Annotated in this window: 20 protein-coding genes; 18 read left to right on the forward strand and 2 right to left on the reverse strand. The window is 36.8% G+C overall.

Annotation, left to right across the window (positions count from 1 at the left end):
* Positions 1 to 92 precede the first annotated feature (92 nt).
* Both trpS and guaB read left to right on the forward strand, forming a co-directional pair.
* Positions 93 to 1118 (forward strand): tryptophan--tRNA ligase, encoded by a 1026-nt coding sequence (gene trpS / locus HMPREF9180_RS08185; RefSeq protein ID WP_006146059.1) that lies wholly within the window; start codon positions 93 to 95, stop codon positions 1116 to 1118.
* Positions 1119 to 1278: 160 nt separating this feature from the next.
* Positions 1279 to 2757 carry an IMP dehydrogenase gene (gene guaB, locus HMPREF9180_RS08190; RefSeq protein ID WP_006146060.1) on the forward strand — a complete coding sequence of 493 codons (1479 nt, stop codon included), beginning with the start codon at positions 1279 to 1281 and terminating at the stop codon, positions 2755 to 2757.
* Positions 2758 to 2811: 54 nt separating this feature from the next.
* Here the strand turns inward: guaB and recF are convergent, their stop codons facing one another.
* Together recF and yaaA are read right to left on the reverse strand one after the other, a co-directional pair.
* A complete protein-coding gene (recF, locus tag HMPREF9180_RS08195; RefSeq protein WP_006146061.1) occupies positions 2812 to 3903 on the reverse strand; it encodes a DNA replication/repair protein RecF in 1092 nt (363 codons plus the stop codon).
* Positions 3904 to 3905: 2 nt separating this feature from the next.
* Positions 3906 to 4274, reverse strand: a complete 369-nt coding sequence (gene yaaA / locus HMPREF9180_RS08200) for a S4 domain-containing protein YaaA (RefSeq protein ID WP_006146062.1) — start codon at positions 4272 to 4274, stop codon at positions 3906 to 3908.
* A gap of 159 nt (positions 4275 to 4433) precedes the next feature.
* On the opposite strand from yaaA, the gene yfmF reads away from it, so the two are divergent.
* The 16 genes from yfmF (at position 4434) to purC (ending at position 21359) form a co-directional block, all read left to right on the forward strand.
* The gene (gene yfmF, locus HMPREF9180_RS08205) at positions 4434 to 5684 is read left to right on the forward strand and encodes an EF-P 5-aminopentanol modification-associated protein YfmF (protein ID WP_006146063.1); all 1251 of its coding nucleotides are present in this window, start codon (positions 4434 to 4436) and stop codon (positions 5682 to 5684) included.
* Entirely contained in the window at positions 5681 to 6961 is a 1281-nt protein-coding gene (yfmH, locus tag HMPREF9180_RS08210; protein WP_006146064.1) for an EF-P 5-aminopentanol modification-associated protein YfmH, read from the forward strand. The genes yfmF and yfmH overlap by 4 nt, the downstream gene beginning before the upstream one ends.
* 47 nt (positions 6962 to 7008) lie before the next feature.
* Entirely contained in the window at positions 7009 to 7836 is an 828-nt protein-coding gene (rodZ, locus tag HMPREF9180_RS08215; protein ID WP_025168743.1) for a cytoskeleton protein RodZ, read from the forward strand.
* Between the two features lie 11 nt (positions 7837 to 7847).
* On the forward strand, positions 7848 to 8387 hold the full coding sequence (pgsA, locus tag HMPREF9180_RS08220) for a CDP-diacylglycerol--glycerol-3-phosphate 3-phosphatidyltransferase (RefSeq protein ID WP_006146066.1): 540 nt from the start codon (positions 7848 to 7850) through the stop codon (positions 8385 to 8387).
* Positions 8388 to 8389: 2 nt separating this feature from the next.
* Positions 8390 to 9217 (forward strand): energy-coupling factor ABC transporter ATP-binding protein, encoded by an 828-nt coding sequence (locus HMPREF9180_RS08225; RefSeq protein ID WP_006146067.1) that lies wholly within the window; start codon positions 8390 to 8392, stop codon positions 9215 to 9217.
* Positions 9202 to 10041 (forward strand): energy-coupling factor transporter ATPase, encoded by an 840-nt coding sequence (locus HMPREF9180_RS08230; protein WP_006146068.1) that lies wholly within the window; start codon positions 9202 to 9204, stop codon positions 10039 to 10041. The genes HMPREF9180_RS08225 and HMPREF9180_RS08230 overlap by 16 nt, the downstream gene beginning before the upstream one ends.
* Positions 10034 to 10828 (forward strand): energy-coupling factor transporter transmembrane component T family protein, encoded by a 795-nt coding sequence (locus HMPREF9180_RS08235; protein ID WP_006146069.1) that lies wholly within the window; start codon positions 10034 to 10036, stop codon positions 10826 to 10828. Before HMPREF9180_RS08230 ends, HMPREF9180_RS08235 begins: the two co-directional genes overlap by 8 nt.
* Positions 10829 to 10859: 31 nt before the next feature.
* Entirely contained in the window at positions 10860 to 11681 is an 822-nt protein-coding gene (mreC, locus tag HMPREF9180_RS08240; protein WP_006146070.1) for a rod shape-determining protein MreC, read from the forward strand.
* Positions 11678 to 12172 (forward strand): rod shape-determining protein MreD, encoded by a 495-nt coding sequence (mreD, locus tag HMPREF9180_RS08245; protein ID WP_006146071.1) that lies wholly within the window; start codon positions 11678 to 11680, stop codon positions 12170 to 12172. Before mreC ends, mreD begins: the two co-directional genes overlap by 4 nt.
* A gap of 93 nt (positions 12173 to 12265) precedes the next feature.
* Positions 12266 to 13477 carry a peptidoglycan hydrolase PcsB gene (gene pcsB, locus HMPREF9180_RS08250; RefSeq protein ID WP_006146072.1) on the forward strand — a complete coding sequence of 404 codons (1212 nt, stop codon included), beginning with the start codon at positions 12266 to 12268 and terminating at the stop codon, positions 13475 to 13477.
* Positions 13478 to 13683: 206 nt separating this feature from the next.
* Positions 13684 to 14895, forward strand: coding sequence for an aminoacyltransferase (locus tag HMPREF9180_RS08255; protein ID WP_025168744.1), 1212 nt, complete (start codon positions 13684 to 13686; stop codon positions 14893 to 14895).
* A gap of 276 nt (positions 14896 to 15171) precedes the next feature.
* A complete protein-coding gene (rpsB, locus tag HMPREF9180_RS08260) occupies positions 15172 to 15951 on the forward strand; it encodes a 30S ribosomal protein S2 (protein ID WP_025168745.1) in 780 nt (259 codons plus the stop codon).
* Positions 15952 to 16029: 78 nt separating this feature from the next.
* On the forward strand, positions 16030 to 17070 hold the full coding sequence (tsf, locus tag HMPREF9180_RS08265; RefSeq protein ID WP_006146075.1) for a translation elongation factor Ts: 1041 nt from the start codon (positions 16030 to 16032) through the stop codon (positions 17068 to 17070).
* A 357-nt stretch (positions 17071 to 17427) separates the two neighbouring features.
* Positions 17428 to 19581 carry a peptide cleavage/export ABC transporter ComA gene (gene comA, locus HMPREF9180_RS08270; protein WP_006146076.1) on the forward strand — a complete coding sequence of 718 codons (2154 nt, stop codon included), beginning with the start codon at positions 17428 to 17430 and terminating at the stop codon, positions 19579 to 19581.
* A 12-nt stretch (positions 19582 to 19593) separates the two neighbouring features.
* Positions 19594 to 20487, forward strand: coding sequence for an HlyD family efflux transporter periplasmic adaptor subunit (locus HMPREF9180_RS08275; protein WP_006146077.1), 894 nt, complete (start codon positions 19594 to 19596; stop codon positions 20485 to 20487).
* A gap of 164 nt (positions 20488 to 20651) precedes the next feature.
* Positions 20652 to 21359, forward strand: a complete 708-nt coding sequence (gene purC / locus HMPREF9180_RS08280; RefSeq protein WP_025168746.1) for a phosphoribosylaminoimidazolesuccinocarboxamide synthase — start codon at positions 20652 to 20654, stop codon at positions 21357 to 21359.
* Positions 21360 to 21384: the final 25 nt, after the last annotated feature.

Raw genomic sequence — 21384 nt, forward strand, 5'->3', positions numbered from 1 at the left:
AGGGAACGCCTCTATTGTTTGAATAAAAAAATTATCTGTCTTTTTATTAAAAAAATGCTATAATTGAGAGGATCATATCAAAGGAGAATAAGATGAGTAAACCCATTATTTTAACAGGAGATCGTCCAACGGGGAAATTACATATTGGGCACTACGTTGGCAGTTTGAAAAATCGTGTCTTACTACAAGAAGAAAATAAATATGACATGTTTATTTTTTTAGCTGACCAGCAAGCTCTAACAGATCATGCAAAAGATCCACAAACTATTGTAGAATCTATTGGAAATGTTGCCTTGGACTATCTTGCAGTGGGCTTAGATCCTAATAAATCAACAATTTTTATTCAAAGTCAGATTCCAGAATTGGCAGAGCTATCTATGTACTACATGAACCTAGTTTCATTAGCTCGTTTGGAACGAAATCCAACTGTAAAGACAGAAATTGCTCAAAAAGGCTTTGGAGAAAGTATTCCAACTGGATTTTTAGTTTATCCAATTTCGCAAGCAGCAGATATTACAGCATTTAAGGCGAATTTGGTTCCAGTAGGGAACGATCAAAAACCGATGATTGAACAAACACGTGAAATTGTGCGTTCTTTCAATCATGCCTACAACTGTGAAGTTTTAGTAGAACCAGAGGGAATTTATCCTGAGCATGAAGGTGCCGGACGCTTACCAGGTCTTGATGGGAATGCGAAAATGTCGAAATCACTCAATAATGGTATTTACTTGGCTGACGATGCGGATACTTTGCGAAAGAAAGTGATGAGTATGTATACAGATCCAGATCATATTCGTGTTGAGGATCCAGGTAAGATTGAAGGAAATATGGTTTTCCATTATCTAGATGTATTTGGACGTCCTGAGGATGTTCAAGAAATTACTGAAATGAAAGAAAACTATCAGCGTGGAGGACTTGGGGATGTCAAGACCAAGCGCTACTTACTTGAGATTTTAGAAAGAGAGCTTGCGCCTATTCGTGAACGTCGTCTTGAGTATGCTAAAGATATGGGTGAAGTTTACAATATGCTTCAAAAAGGTAGTGAGAAGGCTCGTCAAGTTGCTGGTCAGACCTTATCAGAAGTAAAATCAGCAATGGGTCTCGATTATTTTCACTAAAAATACAATTTGAACTGAAAAGCTATCTCTTACTTAAAAACTGAGGGATAGTTTTTTAATATTTTCTGTTATAAATATATTTGACAAATCCATATAGAATGGTATGATAGATACAATATAAAAAGAGCTGAGCTCAAAAAAAGAAAAGAGGAAACTTCAAATGTCTAATTGGGATACTAAGTTTTTGAAAAAAGGTTTTACCTTTGATGATGTATTGCTGATTCCAGCAGAGAGTCATGTGTTGCCTAATGATGCGGATTTGACTACAAAATTGGCAGATAATTTGACTTTAAATATCCCAATTGTTACCGCTGCGATGGATACTGTAACAGAAAGCCAAATGGCTATTGCTATTGCCCGTGCAGGAGGTCTTGGAGTAATCCATAAAAACATGTCCATTGCACATCAGGCCGATGAAGTTCGTAAGGTAAAACGTTCGGAAAATGGTGTTATCATTGATCCGTTTTTCTTGACACCTGAGCACACTATTGCTGAGGCAAATGAACTAATGGGGCGTTATCGTATTAGTGGTGTTCCGGTAGTTGAAACATTAGAAAATCGTAAATTAGTTGGTATTTTAACAAACCGTGATCTTCGCTTCATTTCAGATTACAATCAACCTATCTCAAATCATATGACCAGCGAGAATCTTGTTACTGCTCCAGTTGGGACAGACCTTGAAACTGCTGAAAGAATTCTTCAAGAACATCGAATTGAAAAACTTCCTTTGGTTGACGAAGAAGGTCGTCTTTCTGGTTTGATTACTATTAAAGATATAGAAAAAGTGATTGAGTTTCCAAATGCAGCTAAAGATGAATTTGGTCGTCTTCTAGTTGCCGGTGCGGTAGGTGTTACTTCTGACACATTTGAACGTGCGGAAGCTCTCTTTGAAGCGGGAGCAGATGCAATTGTCATTGATACAGCACACGGACACTCTGCAGGAGTTCTTCGCAAGATCGCTGAGATTCGTGCTCACTTCCCAGATCGTACACTAATTGCTGGAAATATTGCGACGGCTGAAGGTGCTCGCGCCCTTTATGATGCGGGGGTTGATGTTGTTAAAGTTGGTATTGGACCAGGTTCAATCTGTACAACTCGTGTAATTGCAGGTGTTGGAGTCCCTCAAGTTACAGCTATTTACGACGCTGCAGCAGTGGCGCGTGAATATGGTAAAACAATCATCGCTGATGGTGGAATCAAGTATTCTGGAGATATTGTTAAAGCCCTTGCTGCTGGTGGAAATGCAGTTATGCTTGGATCAATGTTTGCAGGAACAGATGAAGCTCCAGGTGAAACTGAAATCTTCCAAGGACGTAAGTTCAAGACTTACCGTGGTATGGGTTCAATTGCTGCGATGAAGAAGGGTTCAAGCGATCGTTACTTCCAAGGTTCTGTTAATGAAGCAAACAAACTCGTTCCAGAAGGAATTGAAGGACGTGTTGCTTATAAAGGAGCTGCTGCTGATATCGTCTTCCAAATGATTGGTGGTATCCGTTCTGGTATGGGCTATTGTGGTGCAGCTAATCTTAAAGAATTGCATGACAATGCTCAATTTATCGAAATGTCTGGTGCTGGTCTAAAAGAAAGCCATCCACACGATGTGCAAATCACAAATGAAGCACCAAACTACTCAATGTAAATAAAAAAATCTCCTGTCAAACAGGAGTTTTTTATTTTGGCAAAACTGTAAACTTTAATTTACAACTATTTGACCGTTGTTTACTGTAAATACACTGAGAGTATCAGGTAAGTTTTGAAGATGGTCTAAACTAGTAGTTGTAATAAAGGTTTGGATATTATGAGAAATAGTTTCTAACAATTTAAGTTGACGGGTGTTGTCAAGTTCACTCATAACATCGTCAAGTAAAAGAATTGGAGATTCCTTGGTGATACTTTCCATCAATTCAATTTCAGCAAGTTTTATAGAAAGAACTAGGCTACGATGCTGTCCTTGGCTACCAAAACTTGCATCTATTCCATTGATTAAGAAAATCATATCATCCCGATGAGGACCAACTCCCGTATTCTTCTTAAATAAATCTCTTGATCTACTTTTTTGAAGAGCTGTATGGAAAGAATCAGCTAAATGTTCTTTGTCAATAAAGTTTACAGAAGGTTGATAACAAATTGACAGCTCTTCTAACTGGTCTGAGATATCAAAGTGTTTCTTCTTGCCAAAAAGTTCCATTTTCTGTATAAAGTCAGCCCTGTGAATCATTACACGACATCCGTACTCTACAAGTTGGTCATCAAGGACAGATAAAAAAGTGTCATCAATGTTTTGTGAGGATTTTAGATAAGTATTTCTCTGTTTAAGAATGTGGTTATAGCTTGACAGGTCTGACAAGTAAATCGGTTTAATCTGTCCTAGCTCCATGTCAATGAATTTACGTCGAATGGCTGGTGCTCCTTTGACAAGTTGTAAATCCTCCGGGGCAAATAAGACAACATTCATATGACCAATATAGTCCGATAGGCGTGCTTGCTTTAAGTGATTTACTTTTGTAATTCTACCTTTTTGTGTCAGGTCGATTTCAAGTGGGATAGTTGCTGTTTTCTTCTGTAAGATTCCAGAAACTTGCAGTTTCTCTTCTTCAAATTGAATTAAATTTTTATCAGTCTTTGTTCGATGACTTCTCGTTAAGGCTAAAAAGTATATACTTTCAAGAAGATTTGTTTTTCCTTGGGCATTTCGGCCGACAAAAACATTTAGTTTTGGATTGAATTCAATTTCTGTATCACGGTAGTTACGAAATTGTTTAATAGATAGGTTCTTCAGCCACATATTTACCTACCTGGGAAACGTGGTGCACTTTTTGCTTTTGTTGAAGGGTTCTTTTCCGCTGTTTTTTTTTGTACCTTCTTGTTCATTTCCTTTACAAGCTTAGCGACATGCTCTTTCTCAATTTTGTCTTGTTGAAACTCCTCTAGTTCCTCTAGATTTGGTTGAACTAAAACAATGTGTGTTTTTAAATCAGGAATGTCAATAGTATCACCAGTCCTAATTTTTTTACCCCGTCGATTTTCTAATTCTCCATTAAAATATACAAGATGGTCGGCTAAAAAGGATTTAATAGCACCACCGCTGTGTATGATTCCAAGATCTTTCAGAAGAGCTTGGAGCGTAATAAATTCTTCAAATAATTTGTATTCCATAGTTCACCTCAATCTTTGGTATTATACCATATTTTAGTTAAAATAGTGGAGGGAAAACCCGAGATATGAAAACGATTTTAATTTTAAAAGAGTCAAAGAGAACAAGAAAAATTTTTGTTTTCATGGTATAATAGAACTCTATTTAAAAGGAGGTAAAAGATGGAGTTATACTCTGGAATTGCAGTGCATTTTATCCAATCTAAAAAGTTTAAGACAAATAAAATAACCATGCGTTTCACAGCTCCATTATCTCTGGATTTGATTTCTGGTCGCATGTTAAGTGCCAGTATGCTTGAAACCGCAAATAAGACTTATCCAACAGCTCAAATTCTTAGGAAACATTTGGCAGCTTTGTATGGGGCAGATTTATCATCTCATGCCTATCGGAGAGGACAAAGTCATCTGGTAGATGTGAGTTTTACTTATGTTCGAGATGAATTTTTAAGTAAGAAAAACGTGTTAACTGCCCAAATTTTAGAATTATTGCATCAAGTTTTATTTAATCCTTTGTTGGATGAGGATGGATTTGAGAAAAATACTTTTGAAATTGAAAAGAAACAATTGTTAGCTAGACTGGAATCAGAATTAGAAGACCCGTTTTTCTCTGCACATAAGGAATTGGATCAGTTGTTTTTCCAAGAAGAATCAATGCAGTTAGTTCCTAGAGATTTGATTTCTAGGATTTCAGAAGAGACTTCTAAGACGAGTTATTCAAGTTTTGAAAAAATGCTAAACGAAGATAGAATAGATTTATTCTTCTTAGGAGACTTTAATGAAGTCGAAATTCTAGAAAATTTGAAAAAATTTCCCTTGACAGGTCGTAAAACAACTGTAAATATCCAATATCGACAAGAGTATTCAAATGTTCTTAGAGAGGGAATCATCAGAAAAAAACTTGGTCAGTCTATTCTAGAAATGGGTTACCATAGCGCAATTGGTTATGGGGATGATCAAATAATGGCTTTACTTCTTGTAAATGGTTTACTAGGGGCTTTTCCACATTCTAAATTATTTACTCAAGTTCGGGAAAAGGAAGGGTTGGCCTATACTGCATCCAGTCACTTAGATCTTTTTAGTGGATTTTTGCGATTATTTGCTGGCATCAATCGTCAGGATCGAAATAAAGTAAGAAAACTGATGAACGATCAATTGTTAGCTATAAAAAATGGTAGATTTACTGATGTAGAAATCAATCAGACTAAGGAAATGATTCGTAGGACGATGTTGTTGAGTCAGGATAATCAAGATTCGATTATAGATAGAGAATACTTAAGCATCTTTTTTGGTAAATCAGTTTTAGACCAAGAAACTTTGATAGAGCAGCTAGAGCAAGTTGACAGGGATGAAATCTGTAGGGTGGCATCTAGTTTGAAATTGCAGGCAATTTATTTTATGGAAGGAGCAGAATGACTAGAGTAACTTTTCAAGAGAAATATTATCCTGCTGTAAAGGAAACTCTTTATCAAGCAATATTAAAAAACGGCTTGACAGTTTCTTTACTTCCAAAAAATGACTTTAACGAGGTATATGGTGTGGCAACTGTTCAAGTTGGTTCAGTTGACACAGGGTTTACAGCTAAAGATGGAAAAAAGAAATCATATCCTAATGGAATTGCTCATTTTTTAGAACATAAACTTTTTGAAAGGGAAAACTCTGAAGATATTATGGCTGCTTTTACTGAACTAGGAGCAGAAAGCAATGCCTTTACAAGCTTTACAAATACTAGCTATCTATTTTCAACATCTGATCGCGTTATAGAGTGTTTGAATTTGCTTGAAGAACTCGTTACAAGTTTTCATATCACTGAAGAATCAGTTGAACGTGAAAAGGATATTATCCAGCAAGAGCGCGAAATGTACTGGGATGATCCAGATTCTTGTTTATTCTTTAAAACTCTTGCAAATCTTTATCCGAAAACCCCTTTAGCTTCGGATATTGTTGGTACTGAAAAATCTATAGAAGCTATTCGTTTAGAAGATTTACGAGATAATTTTGATGAGTTTTACACTCCTATAAATAGCCATATTTTTCTTGTCGGGAATTTTGAGTTAGAATTGATACAGGATTATTTTTCTAATAGAAATACTGGGAATCCGATAGATGAAACTCCGCGAGAAAAAGTAGCTTTACATCCTGTGAAGAAAGTGGAGAATATTCGTATGGATGTAGCTTCTCCTAAGTTAGCTATTGGAGTTCGAACAAATACTGAGATGGGGGATATGGATTGTTATCGATATGGAGTCTTATTGAAGGCGCTATTTACGATGATGTTTGGATGGACGTCAAAACGATTTCAGAATTTGTATGAAACTGGGAAACTAGATTCTTCGTTATCCTTGGAAGTTGAAATCAATCGTCGTTTTAATTTCTTAATGTTGACAATGGATACAAAAGAACCTGTGGGCATTTCGCACCAATTTCGAAAGGCGATTCAAAATTTTGTAACAGATCCGGATGTGTCAGAAGAGCATCTTGATTTAATAAAGAGTGAAATTTATGGAGAATTTATCCATAATATGAATTCTCTAGAATTTATTGCGACTCAGTATCAGTCACATACTGACGAATCAACCTTGTTTGATTTGCCCAAAATTATACAGGAAATAACCTTGGAAGATGTTCTAGAGGTAGGGCATCATTTTATCGATAATAGTGAAATAGTTGAGTATACAATTTTTCCACTATGATTATCAATTAGAGGAATAATATAAACTAGAAAGAAGGAATGGGAAGTATGAGAAAAAAAACAATCGGTGAAGTTTTGCGTTTAGCAAGAATTAACCAAGGTTTAAGTTTGGAGGAGTTGCAGCGTAAGACAGATATTCAACTTGATTTGCTAGAGGCCCTAGAATCAGATGATTTTGATAAATTACCTAGTCCTTTTTATGCTCGTTCTTTTTTGAGAAAGTATGCTTGGGCAGTTGAATTAGATGAAAATATAGTTTTAGACGCTTATGATTCGGGCAGTATGATTACCTATGAAGAGGTTGATGTTGATGAGATAGAGCTATCAGGTCGTAGACGCTCTAATCGTAAGAAACGTTCTTTTCTTCCACTTTTTTACTTCATTCTATTTTCTTTATCAATTTTACTTTTCGTAACCTACTATGTTTGGAATTATATTCAAACACAACCAATAGAGACAACTGCAGCCAACTATAATGTTGTTACGACAACTACAAATGCAACAAGTAGTGAATCAACAACTACTAACCAAACCACTAGCACATCAAGTTCGAGCGAGGCATCTACTGTGACTGTTTCAGGTCAAGGAGATGTTATTTCAGCAGAATATAAAACTGCAAAAGATACTGCCGAACTTCAATTCTCTGTATCGGATGCGACAAGTTGGATTAGTGTTTCAGATACTAATTTAGCTGGAGGAACGACTCTGGAGCCAAATAATAAAACAGCTAAAACAACGGTTTCTAAAGGCTCTCCGGTAACGATTACTTTAGGAGTTGTTAAAGGCGTGAAAATCAAAATCGATAATCAAGAAATTGATACGTCGAAATTAACCGGTCAAACTGGATGGATTAGACTAACAGTGAGTTCAAAATAAGGAAGGATAATATGAAAAAAGAAAATATTCCTAATATACTTACGCTCGGTAGAATTTTATTTATTCCAATTTTTATTCTCCTTCTATCATTTGAACCGTCTCCTGTGTTACATAAAATAGCAGCAATTATTTTTGCCGTTGCAAGTATCACTGACTATCTAGACGGCTATTTAGCTAGAAAATGGAAAGTCGTTAGCAATTTTGGGAAATTCGCTGATCCAATGGCTGATAAGTTGTTGGTTATGTCAGCGTTTATTATGTTAGTTGGTCTCGATATGGCTCCTGCTTGGGTGGTGGCTATTATCATTTGTCGTGAACTTGCAGTTACTGGTTTGCGCTTGCTTTTAGTTGAAACCGGAGGTACTGTTTTAGCTGCAGCAATGCCAGGAAAAATCAAGACATTTAGCCAGATGTTTGCGATTATCTTCTTATTATTCCATTGGAATGTACTTGGTCAGATAACTCTTTATATTGCCTTGTTCTTTACAGTTTATTCTGGCTATGATTATTTCAAGGGAAGTGCGTATTTGTTTAAAGGAACCTTTCGCTAGATATGGAATCGATTATTGAAATTAAGAATCTGTCATTTCGATACCAGGCAGATCAAGAACACTATGATGTTTATAATATTACGTTTCACGTGAAACGTGGAGAATGGTTGTCTATCGTTGGTCATAATGGCAGTGGAAAATCAACGACAGTTCGTTTGATTGACGGCTTGCTCGAGGCTGAGTCTGGAGAAATTTGGATAGATGGTGATTGCCTAACTCCGGAAAATGTCTGGGAAAAAAGACGTAAGATTGGTATGGTCTTTCAAAACCCTGATAACCAATTCGTAGGAGCGACAGTCGAAGATGATGTTGCCTTTGGCCTAGAAAACCAAGGAATCCCACTTGAAGAGATGAAGAAACGAGTTTCTGAGGCTCTATCATTGGTTGGGATGGCTGAATTTGCTAAAAAGGAACCATCTCGTTTATCAGGCGGTCAGAAACAGAGGGTAGCTATTGCAGGAGTTGTTGCTTTGCGACCAGATATTTTAATCTTGGATGAGGCTACAAGTATGTTGGATCCAGAGGGACGCTTAGAGTTGATTAAGATAGTCCAGAAAATTCGTCAAGACCAACATATGACAGTTATCTCCATTACACATGATTTAGATGAGATTGCTATGAGTGACCGTGTTTTGGTAATGAAAAAAGGAGAAGTTGAGTCAACAAGCACTCCTAGAGAATTATTTTCTAGATCAGATTTAGATCAAATTGGCTTAGATCAACCCTTTGTCAACCAATTAAAGCAATCACTGCGTGCTAGTGGTTTAAAATTGCCAGAGGACTACCTGACCGAGGAGGAACTTGAGGAGGCTTTATGGGAATTATTCTAGACAATGTTAGTTATACGTATCAGGAAGGAACACCCTTTGCCTCAGCTGCCTTGTCCGATGTCAGTTTGACAATAGAAGATGGTTCCTATACTGCGATTATTGGGCATACAGGAAGTGGTAAATCCACAATTTTGCAGCTTTTGAATGGGTTACTCGTTCCTACAGAGGGAAGTGTTCGCGTTTTTGATACATTGATTACACCCACATCAGTTAATAAACAAATTCGTCAAATTCGCAAACAAGTTGGGTTGGTCTTTCAGTTTGCAGAGAATCAAATTTTTGAGGAAACAGTTTTGAAAGATGTTGCTTTTGGACCTCAAAATTTTGGGGTTTCTGTAGAAGAGGCAGAGGCTATTGCGCGTGAAAAACTGGCTTTAGTAGGAATTGATGAATCCCTCTTTGAACGAAGTCCGTTTGAACTTTCAGGTGGTCAGATGAGAAGGGTTGCTATTGCTGGAATTTTAGCAATGGAACCTAAGATCTTAGTTTTAGATGAGCCAACCGCAGGCTTGGATCCAATTGGTCGAAAAGAGTTGATGAACTTGTTTAAAAAGCTTCATCAAGACGGCATAACGATTGTTTTAGTAACCCATCTGATGGATGACGTTGCCGAATTTGCTGACCAAGTATATGTGATGGAAAAAGGAAAGCTAGTGAAAGGTGGGAAACCAAGTCTTGTCTTTCAACAGGTTGAATTTATGGAAAAAATCCAATTAGGTGTTCCAAAAATTACAAGATTTGCTCAAAGACTAGCTAACAGAGGGTTTTCTTTTAAACAATGGCCGATAACGATAGAGGAGTTTAAGGAGTTCATCAATGGATAATATGATTTTAGGTCGTTACATACCAGGAAATTCGATTGTTCATCGTCTGGATCCTCGTAGTAAGTTAGTGGCGATGATTTTATTAATTATGATTGTTTTTTGGGCTAATAATCCAATAACAAATATAATTCTTTTCGTGGCAACTGGCATCTTTGTAGCTTTATCAGAAGTTCCCTTATCTTTTTTCATAAAAGGTTTGCGGTCTATGTTTTTTCTGATTGCTTTTACAACTCTTTTTCAACTGTTCTTTATATCTGGTGGCGATGTCTTGCTTGAGATTGGGTTTATAAAAATTACAAGTCTTGGGATTGAACAGGCAGGAATTATTTTTTGCCGCTTTGTGTTGATCATCTTTTTCTCAACCTTACTTACGTTAACAACCATGCCACTCAGCTTAGCAACAGCAGTTGAATCCTTGCTTGGGCCTTTAAAAAAGCTGAAGGTTCCTGTGCATGAAGTTGGGCTCATGTTGTCCATGAGTTTACGTTTTGTACCAACCTTAATGGATGATACGATTCGCATTATGAATGCTCAAAAGGCGCGTGGTGTAGATTTTGGGGAAGGTAATGTAATCCAAAAGGTTAAGGCTATGATTCCCATTTTGATTCCTTTATTTGCTACAAGTTTGAAACGAGCGGATTCTCTTGCTACAGCTATGGAAGCTAGAGGATATCAAGGAGGGAATGGACGTAGTCAGTATCGACAGTTGAAATGGATGAATAAAGATAGTGCAACTCTATTACTTATTTGTGTTTTGGGTGTTATTCTATTTTTATTGAAATCCTAAAGTGTAGTATAGAATGAGATAGGGTAGAGGTATGAACCGTTTTAAAAAATCAAAATATATCATTGTTCTATTTGTCGTTGCATTGATAGTTTCAGCTTTTTTAGTGACGACACGGTCCAGTGCAGTTGTGACAAAGGCTGGAGATGGGATTTCTCTGATTGACAGAATTGTGCAGAAACCATTTCAATGGTTGGAATCTATAAAGTCTGATTTAGGAAGTTTGACAAGAGCTTATAACGAGAATGAAACTCTCAAAAAAGAATTCTATCAAATGGAAAAGGAAAAGAATGAAGCGGACCGGTTAAAAGATGAAAATGAACAACTGCGCCAACTGTTAGACATGAAGTCAAAATTAACTGTGACCAAGCTAATTGCTGCGGATGTCATCATGAGATCTCCGGCAACATGGAGACAAGAATTAACCGTTAATGTTGGCTCACAACAAGAAGCAACAACGAACATGCTGGTTGTTGCTGGTGGAGGGTTGGTTGGAAGTGTGGAAAGAGTAGAAAACAACTCAACTGTGGTCAATCTATTAACAAATGCTGAAAATACAGAAAAGATTTCTGTTAAAATCCAGCATGGTTCTACTAGCATTTATGGGATTATTGTCGGTTACGATAAGGAAAAAGAGCTGCTGAAGGTCAGTCAGTTAAATAGCAATGGAGATGTAAGCCAAGGCGATAAAGTGGTAACCGGAGGCTTGGGAAACTTTAACGCTACGGACATCCCTGTCGGAGAAGTCGTATCCGTAACGCATAGTAATGACTATCTGGCAAGAGAAGTTATGGTTAAACTGCATACTAATCCAATAAATCTTAAGGTCGTAGAGTTAGTGGGGAATCCGTCATGAGACTTTTTAAGCAGATAGGAATGTTTTTGCTATTGCCCATGATTCTCTTGATAGATAGCCATTTGGGGCAGTTTGTAAATAGCTTTTTCCCACATTTTCAACTTGTTAGCCACTTTATCTTTATCTTCCTATTGTTTGAGACGATAGAAGTATCAGAGTATCTATTTTTAGCTTATTGCCTGGCAATAGGACTTTTATATGATATCTACTTCTTTCATTTGATAGGGATTGCCAGTCTTTTATTCGTGATTATTGGAGCAGTTGTGTATAAAAGGAATTCTGTCATTTTGTTAAATAGATGGACTCGACTACTAGCTGTTTTAATGATGACTTTCATATTTGAGTTTGGTAGTTTCCTGCTAGCTCATCTTGTAGGGCTATCTGCTGAGAATCTATCAGTATTCATAGTTTATGGTCTAGTTCCTACAATGATATTGAACTGTATATGGATGTTAATTTTCCAATATATTTTTGAAAAAATATATCTATAAGAAAGAAACAAAAATGTAATAAAGGCGTAATATTTATTAAGCCTTTTTTTGATATACTAGTATTGTCTTTTTAAAGAAGGAGTATTTACATTTATGAAGAAAAAAATCCTAACATCACTTATGTTAAGTACAGTATTAGTTTCACAAGTAGCTGTGCTTTCCAGTGTTAAAGCTGAAACAACAGATGAAAAAATTGCTGCTCAGGATAGCAAAATTAGTGAGTTGACAACGCAACAGAAGGAAGCTCAAAAACAAGTAGATGAGGTTCAAACTAAGGTTACAGCTATTCAAACTGAACAAGAAAAGTTACAAACTGAGAATGAAAAACTTCAAGAAGAATCTAAAAAGCTTGAAGGTGAAATCACAGAACTTTCAAAAAATATCGTAGCTCGTAATGAATCACTTGAAAACCAAGCTCGCAGTGCCCAAACTAGCGGAACTGCTACAAGCTACATTAACACGATTATCAATTCTAACTCAATCACAGAAGCTATTTCTCGTGTAGCAGCTATGAGTGAAATCGTATCAGCCAATAACAAGATGTTGGAGCAACAAAAAGAAGATAAGAAAGCTATTTCTGAAAAACAAGTTGCAAACAACGAAGCAATCAATACAGTTATTGCAAATCAACAAACGCTTGCTGACGATGCTCAAGCTTTGACAACAAAACAAGCAGAATTGAAAGTAGCTGAGTTAAATCTTGCAGCTGAAAAAGCTACAGCAGAGAACGATAAAGCTAGCTTGTTAGAGAAGAAAGCCGCAGCGGAGGCAGAAGCCAAAGCCGCAGCAGAAGCAGAGGCAGCTTATAAAGCTAAACAAGCAAGTCAACAACAGTCGCTTGCAGCTTCAGCTAACACAACTTTTGCTGCACAAGTACAAGCAACTTCAAGCTCTTCTTCATCATCAGATGATGATTCAAGCTACACACCCGCAGCAACGACTGTAAGTCAACTACCAACTTATAGTTCAAACGCTTCTAGTTACCCTGCAGGTCAATGTACGTGGGGTGCTAAGACCTTGGCTCCATGGGCTGGTGATTACTGGGGTAATGGTGGTCAGTGGGCTACTAGTGCAGCAGCAGCAGGTTTCCGTACAGGTTCTATACCACAAGTTGGTGCGATTGCTTGTTGGGATGATGGTGGCTATGGACACGTAGCGGTTGTTACTGCCGTTGAGTCAACAACACGTATCCAAGTTTCAGAATGTAACTATGATGGTAGTGGTACTCAACCAATCGGAAATTACCGTGGATGGTTTAATCCTACAGCATCACGTGGTACAGTAAGATACATTTATCCAAACTAATATACTGATTATTATTCAATTTAGGGTGAGGTTTTATGAATCTCACCCTTTGTATAGTGTTTAAAAAATAAATTTCATCATATCATGATTAGTCATTGACATATTATTTTCATTCGTTTAGGTAAAACTAGATGAAATATAGAGAATTAGCACATAAACAAGTTGGTGGAGATAAAATAGATTTTAAGAGAGTTGGTACTGGAATTATGTTTACTTATAAAATGAATGTTGATGTTCAAGAGTGGGATTTATTTTTACAAAATCATCCTCAAGGAAATCTATTGCAAAGTAGTGATTGGTCCAAGATAAAGAATACCTGGGGGAATGAGCGAGTTGGGTTTTATAAAGATGACCAATTGGTTGGGGTAGCGAATATTTTAATTCAACCTCTTCCATTAGGGCTTTCTATGTTCTATATTCCACGTGGTCCAGTTATTGATTATACTGATAAAGAACTTCTGAAATTTGTACTTTTATCGTTGAAAAAGCTTGCTAAAAAAAGCCGTGCAATAATGGTTAAATTTGATCCAAGTCTATTTATCAGTCGAACTTTTATTGGTCAAGAATCTGTTCAGGATTCTAGAACTTTAGAAATCGTAGAGGAATTACAGAGGAATAAAGTTCATTGGACAGGCTTAACAAAGGATATGGCGGAAAACATACAACCGCGTTTTCAAGCTAATATTCATAAAGAAAATTTCTCACTAGATCAACTTTCTAAGTCTACTAGACAGGCAATCCGAACTGCAAAAAATAAAGGATTGGAAGTGAAATTTGGCGGACTCGATTTATTAGATGAGTTTTCATTTTTAATGAAGAAAACAGAGAATCGCAAAAATATTAGTTTACGAGGAAAAGATTATTATCAGAAATTACTGAACACTTATCCTAATCACTCCTTTATCACAATGAGCTATATAGATTTGCCTAATAGACTGGAAGAAGTTGAGCAGCAACTTGAAAAGAATCTAAAAATAGCACAGAAATTTACTGATAAAACGAAAGAAGGCAAAATAAAAGAGAATCAGCAAGAGAGAAAACGATTAGAGGAAGAAGTTTCTTTTCTTAAGAGTTGTATTGATAGAGGAGATAGTGTTGTTCCACTATCCGCGACTTTGACGATCGAATTTGGTAAAGCTTCTGAGAACTTATACGCGGGGATGAATGAAGAGTTTAGACACTATCAACCTGCTATTCCAACATGGTTTGAGACTGCCCAACATTCATTTGAACGTGGGGCAGAGACTCATAATATGGGTGGAATTGAAAATAGTTTAGAAGGTGGGTTATTTAATTTTAAATCTAAATTTAATCCCACTATAGAGGAATTTGCTGGTGAATTTAATTACCCAACTAGTTCATTGTATTTCTTGTTTAATATAGCCTATAAAATTCGCAAGAAGCTTCGGAGTAGATAGGACAAACTAATTATTTTGTCACTATATTGAATTAAAAAAATTAGCTATTAGAGCATCTCAGCAGTATATGTTGAGGTGCTTTTATTTTAGAACTTGTAATTGATGATTCAATGAAAAAAATAAGAATGTTGCTTGAAATAACCCTATAATTATGGTAAAATAAAATTTGTCGTGTGAACGATAATACTCATTCTTGATGAATTGTGAAGCCGTTGCCTTTAGGTCGTTTTGCAAGTTGAAATCAAGAAGAGGAAAAAACAAAAAGGAGAAATACTCATGGCAGTAATTTCAATGAAACAACTTCTCGAGGCTGGTGTACACTTTGGTCACCAAACTCGTCGCTGGAACCCTAAGATGGCTAAGTACATCTTCACTGAACGTAACGGGATTCACGTTATCGACTTGCAACAAACTGTAAAATACGCTGACCAAGCATATGACTTTATGCGTGATGCAGCAGCTAACGATGCAGTTGTATTGTTCGTTGGTACTAAGAAACAAGCAGCTGATGCAGTTGCTGAAGAAGCAGTACGTTCAGGTCAATACTTCATCAACCACCGTTGGTTGGGTGGAACTCTTACAAACTGGGGAACAATCCAAAAACGTATCGCTCGTTTGAAAGAAATCAAACGTATGGAAGAAGATGGAACTTTTGAAGTTCTTCCTAAGAAAGAAGTTGCACTTCTTAACAAACAACGTGCACGTCTTGAAAAATTCTTGGGTGGTATCGAAGATATGCCTCGTATCCCAGATGTAATGTACGTTGTAGATCCACATAAAGAACAAATCGCTGTTAAGGAAGCTAAGAAATTGGGTATCCCAGTTGTAGCGATGGTCGACACAAACACTGACCCAGATGATATCGATGTAATTATCCCAGCTAACGATGACGCTATTCGCGCTGTAAAATTGATTACAGCTAAATTGGCTGATGCTATCATCGAAGGTCGTCAAGGTGAAGATGCAACAGCAGTTGAAGCTGAATTTGCAGCTTCAGAAGCACAAGCTGACTCAATCGAAGAAATCGTTGAAGTTGTAGAAGGCGACAACGCTTAATTCAAATAAGTAATCATTACCTAGGAGGGCGGGGCTTAGCCCGGCTCTCCTATTTTTAAAAAATATAGGAGAATCAAAATGGCAGAAATTACAGCTAAACTTGTTAAAGAGTTGCGTGAAAAATCTGGTGCTGGTGTTATGGACGCTAAGAAAGCATTGGTTGAAGTTGAAGGGGATATCGAAAAAGCGATTGAATTGCTTCGCGAAAAAGGTATGGCTAAGGCAGCTAAGAAAGCTGACCGTGTTGCTGCGGAAGGTTTGACTGGTGTATATGTTAACGGAAACGTTGCAGCAGTAGTTGAAGTAAATGCTGAAACTGACTTCGTTGCGAAAAACGCTCAATTCGTTGAGTTGGTAAATGCTACAGCTAAAGTAATTGCTGAAGGAAAACCAGCTAACAACGAAGAAGCACTTGCTTTGACAATGCCTTCAGGTGAAACACTTGAAGCTGCATATGTATCTGCAACAGCTACAATCGGTGAAAAAATCTCATTCCGTCGTTTTGCTTTGCTTGAAAAAACAGATGCACAACACTTCGGAGCATACCAACACAATGGTGGACGTATCGGTGTTATCTCTGTAATCGAAGGTGGAGACGAAGCGCTTGCTAAACAAATCTCAATGCATATCGCTGCGATGAAACCAACAGTTCTTTCATACAAAGAATTGGATGCACAATTTGTAAAAGATGAATTGGCTCAATTGAACCACGTGATTGACCAAGATAACGAAAGTCGCGCAATGGTTGGTAAACCAGCACTTCCACACTTGAAATTCGGTTCAAAAGCACAATTGACTGACGAAGTAATCGCTCAAGCTGAAGCTGATATTAAGGCTGAATTGGCTACAGAAGGTAAACCAGAAAAAATCTGGGATAAAATCATTCCAGGTAAAATGGACCGCTTCATGCTTGACAACACTAAAGTTGACCAAGCCTACACTCTTCTTGCACAAGTCTACATCATGGATGACAGCAAGACAGTTGAAGCATACCTTGAATCAGTTAACGCTTCAGTAGTTGAGTTCGCTCGTTTTGAAGTTGGGGAAGGTATCGAGAAAGCTTCAAATGATTTTGAAGCTGAAGTTGCAGCTACAATGGCAGCAGCTTTGAATAACTAATAATCTAATAAAAAAGGAAGCAGACTTGCTTCCTTTTTTTTTTATAGAATTTTGCTAATCTCGAATAGTTGGATAAGTGGTCTGAGTAAAGGTTTTGATTCTACGGTTAGTTACCTATCTCATTTTACTAGGTTTAAGTATATTCATACTCTTGAAGTTCATCTAAACAGTTTCTGTGATTAGCAGAGCATTTAATCTAACGATTTTATAAATTCATATGTTCTTTCTAATGGTTTAACAGTGTAGTTTAAGTGTAGATACTGTTTTTATAGAAAGAATTTTAACTTTTGTACTGCGTTTGGATAAAATAATCTTACAAAATTTTTTCAATAGATTATTAGAAAAAAGGATAAGGTTATGAAATTCAAGAAAAAACACTACCGCCCACAGATGGACCAGATGGACTGTGGAGTTGCTTCGCTAGCTATGGTATTTAGCTATTTTGGGAGCTACTATTCAATAGCTCGTTTGCGTGAATTAGCTAAGACAACTAAAAATGGAACAACAGCTTTAGGGATTGTGAAGGTTGCAGAGAAACTAGGGTTTGAGACTCAAGCTATTCAAGCAGATATGACCTTGTTTGATTTACCTGATTTGCCCCTGCCTTTTCTAGTTCATGTACTGAAGGAAGGAGAATTACTTCATTATTATGTAGTAATTGGACATGATAAGGAGAGTATTCATATAGCTGATCCAGATCCAGATATTAGATTGACCAAACTATCGCGTGAGAGATTTGAAGAAGAATGGACGGGGACAACTATCTTTATGGCTCCTGCTCCAAATTATCAGCCTCATCAGGACAAGAAACAGGATTTGACTTCTTTTCTACCTATTTTGGTAAATCAGAAAGGGTTGATTGTGAATATCATTTTAGCGGCTTTTCTAGTGACCTTGATTAATATTGTCGGTTCTTACTATCTACAGTCTATTATTGATACCTATGTACCAAATCAGACATCATCGACTTTGGGCATTATTTCAGTCGGATTGATTATTGTTTATATTCTTCAACAGATTTTATCCTATGCTCAGGATTATTTATTACATGTTCTAGGGCAACGTTTATCAATTGATATTATTTTATCTTATATTAAACATGTTTTCGATTTACCCATGTCTTTTTTTGCAACACGTCGAACAGGAGAAATCATATCACGATTTACAGATGCTAATAGTATCATAGACGCCGTAGCTTCAGCCGTTATTTCAGTTTTTTTGAATATATCTACTGTGTTGATTATCTCGGTAATCTTATTTGTACAAAACAGCAATCTCTTTTTTATGACTTTATTGGCTATTCCCATCTATACTATAATAATTGTCGCTTTTATGAAGCCTTTTGAAAAGATGAATCGAGATACCATGGCAGCCAATGCAACTTTATCGTCTTCTATCATAGAGGACATCAATGGCATTGAAACGATTAAGTCCTTGACTAGCGAAAAAATACGCTACAAAAAGATTGATAGTGAATTTGTGGACTATCTAAAAAAATCCTTTACTTATGGTCAAGCAGAAAGCCAGCAAAAAGCTCTTAAAAAACTTGCTCAACTTTTATTAAATGTCTGTATTTTATGGACGGGGGCTAATCTTGTAATGGATGGGAAAATGAGCTTGGGACAGTTAATTACCTATAATGCACTTCTTTTTTATTTCACAAATCCATTAGAGAATATTATCAATCTTCAGAGTAAACTTCAAACGGCTCAAGTTGCAAATAACCGACTCAATGAAGTGTATCAAGTTAAATCTGAGTTTGAAGAGCAGAAAATAGTAGAGGATTTGAGCATGATTCATGGGGATCTGACCTTCAAGGAAATTCACTACAGGTATGATTATGGTCGAGATATTTTATCTGGCATTAATTTGACTATCGAACAAGGTTCTAAAATAGCTTTTGTAGGAGTTTCGGGTTCAGGGAAGTCAACCTTGGCTAAGATGATGGTTAATTTTTATAATCCGAGTCAGGGAGAAATCAGGTTGGGAGGTATGAATTTGAATCAGATTGATAAAAAATCCTTACGCCAACATATCAACTATTTACCCCAACAACCCTATGTATTCAATGGAACAATTTTAGAAAATCTCCTCCTTGGAGCTAAGGAGGATACGACTCAAGAGGATATACTACGTGCAGTCGAGATAGCAGAAATCCGTGAAGATATTGAGCGTATGCCCTTGAATTACCAAACGGAATTAACTTCTGATGGCGTTGGAATTTCTGGTGGTCAACGTCAGAGGATTGCTTTGGCACGTGCTCTCTTGACAGATGCACCAATTTTGATTTTGGATGAGGCAACAAGTAGTCTGGATATCTTAACAGAGAAGCGGATTATGGAAAATCTCATGAGTCTAGATAAAACACTGATTTTCATTGCACATCGCTTGACTATTGCTGAGCGGGTGGATAAAGTGGTCGTTTTGAATCAGGGGAAGATTGTCGAAGAGGGAAAGCATACGGAATTAATCACCCAGGATGGTTTTTACGCCAATTTAGTTAATTGTTAGAAAGAGAAAAGAATGCATAAAGAATTTTTAGAAAGTGCGGAGTTTTATAATCGACGTTACCATAATTTTTCAAGTCGTGTGATTTTGCCGATGTCATTTTTGATAGTGTTTTTGTTTGGGTTTTCAGTGTTTGCAGAAAAGGAGATTAGCTTATCTTCGAAAGCTACTGTTGAACCCAGTCGCATCATCTCCAATATCCAATCAGCTAGTAATCAGAGAATGGTAGCCAATCATATGGAAGAGAACAAACGGGTACAACGAGGAGAATTACTCGTTCAGTATCAGAAAATAGGAGATGAAATTCAATCTGAAGTTTATAATAGTCGGTTTGAGATGCCACAAGACTATAAAAGTAAAGCAAGTGGTCTCAAAAATAGTGAGGTGCAGCAGAAAATAAGCATCACTTCTCAGAAACCTCAAAAGCAAGAAATTTTAGAAGGAAAATTAGGTAAAAACAGTCAATCTCGTTTTCTTGAAGAAGGGGTAATCAGAGCTGAGGAAGATGGGATCCTTCACCTTAATCCTGAGATAGGTCAATCTTCGGTAGTCGCAGAAGGAACCCCGCTTGCCAAACTATATCCCCCATTGGATAGGGAAGGGAAAACAAAATTGACAGCTTATCTTAGTTCAAAAGATATCATGGGAATCCAGATTGGAGATCCTGTGCGCTTTACCACAAGTAACGACAATAATAATCAGGTGTTGCTCGTTTCTAAGATTACTGGCATAGATACAATTGCAACCAGAACTGATCAAGGAAATTTCTTTAAAATAGAAGCAGAAACAAGCGTTACCGAGGAAGAAGCTAAAAATCTTAGATACGGATTAGAGGGGCGTCTACGAATAATGATAGGTAAAAAGAGTTATTTTCGCTATTATCTAGATGAATTTTTGAATAGAGACTAATGTTCGTTCTCTTATTAAATAATTTTTAAAAACTGTATTCCAAAATGGATTGCAGTTTTTATTTACCAATGGTACGGCGCATTCTATTTTATTCGTAAAATTCTTGAATTTCTATGACTTTTGTGGTAAAATGTGCTCAAGTAATACGAAAGGCGAACAATAAAATGTCAGACAAATTAATTTATACGGGAAAAGCTAAAGATATCTATACTACAGAAGACGAAAATGTGATTAAATCGGTCTATAAGGATCAAGCAACCATGCTTAATGGTGCTCGTAAGGAGACTATTAAGGGGAAAGGCGTGCTGAATAATCAGATTTCGTCTCTTATTTTTGAAAAATTGAACGCTGCCGGTGTGGCAACACACTTTATCGAACGTATTTCTGATACCGAACAATTGAATAAGAAGGTTAAAATTATTCCTTTGGAAGTTGTTCTTCGAAACGTGACTGCAGGTTCATTTTCAAAGCGTTTTGGCGTTGAAGAAGGGTTGGAATTGGAAACTCCAATCGTTGAATTTTACTATAAAAACGATGAGCTGGATGATCCGTTTATCAACGACGAACACGTGAAATTCTTGGGTGTTGCCAATGATGAACAAATTGCTTATATCAAGGCAGAAACACGCCGTATCAATGAGTTGTTGAAGGATTGGTTTGCCCAAATCGGCCTTCGTTTGATTGACTTCAAATTGGAATTTGGTTTTGATAAGGATGGCAAGATCATCTTGGCAGATGAGTTTTCACCAGATAACTGTCGCCTTTGGGATGCGGAAGGACACCACATGGACAAGGATGTTTTCCGTAGAGATTTGGGCAGTCTGACAGATGTTTATGAAGTTGTATTGGAAAAATTGCAAGGCTTGAAGTAATTTTTTGAATTCCTCTCCAATACAG

Origin of the sequence: Streptococcus peroris ATCC 700780, from assembly GCF_000187585.1 — a bacterium.
Taxonomy (GTDB): domain Bacteria; phylum Bacillota; class Bacilli; order Lactobacillales; family Streptococcaceae; genus Streptococcus; species Streptococcus peroris.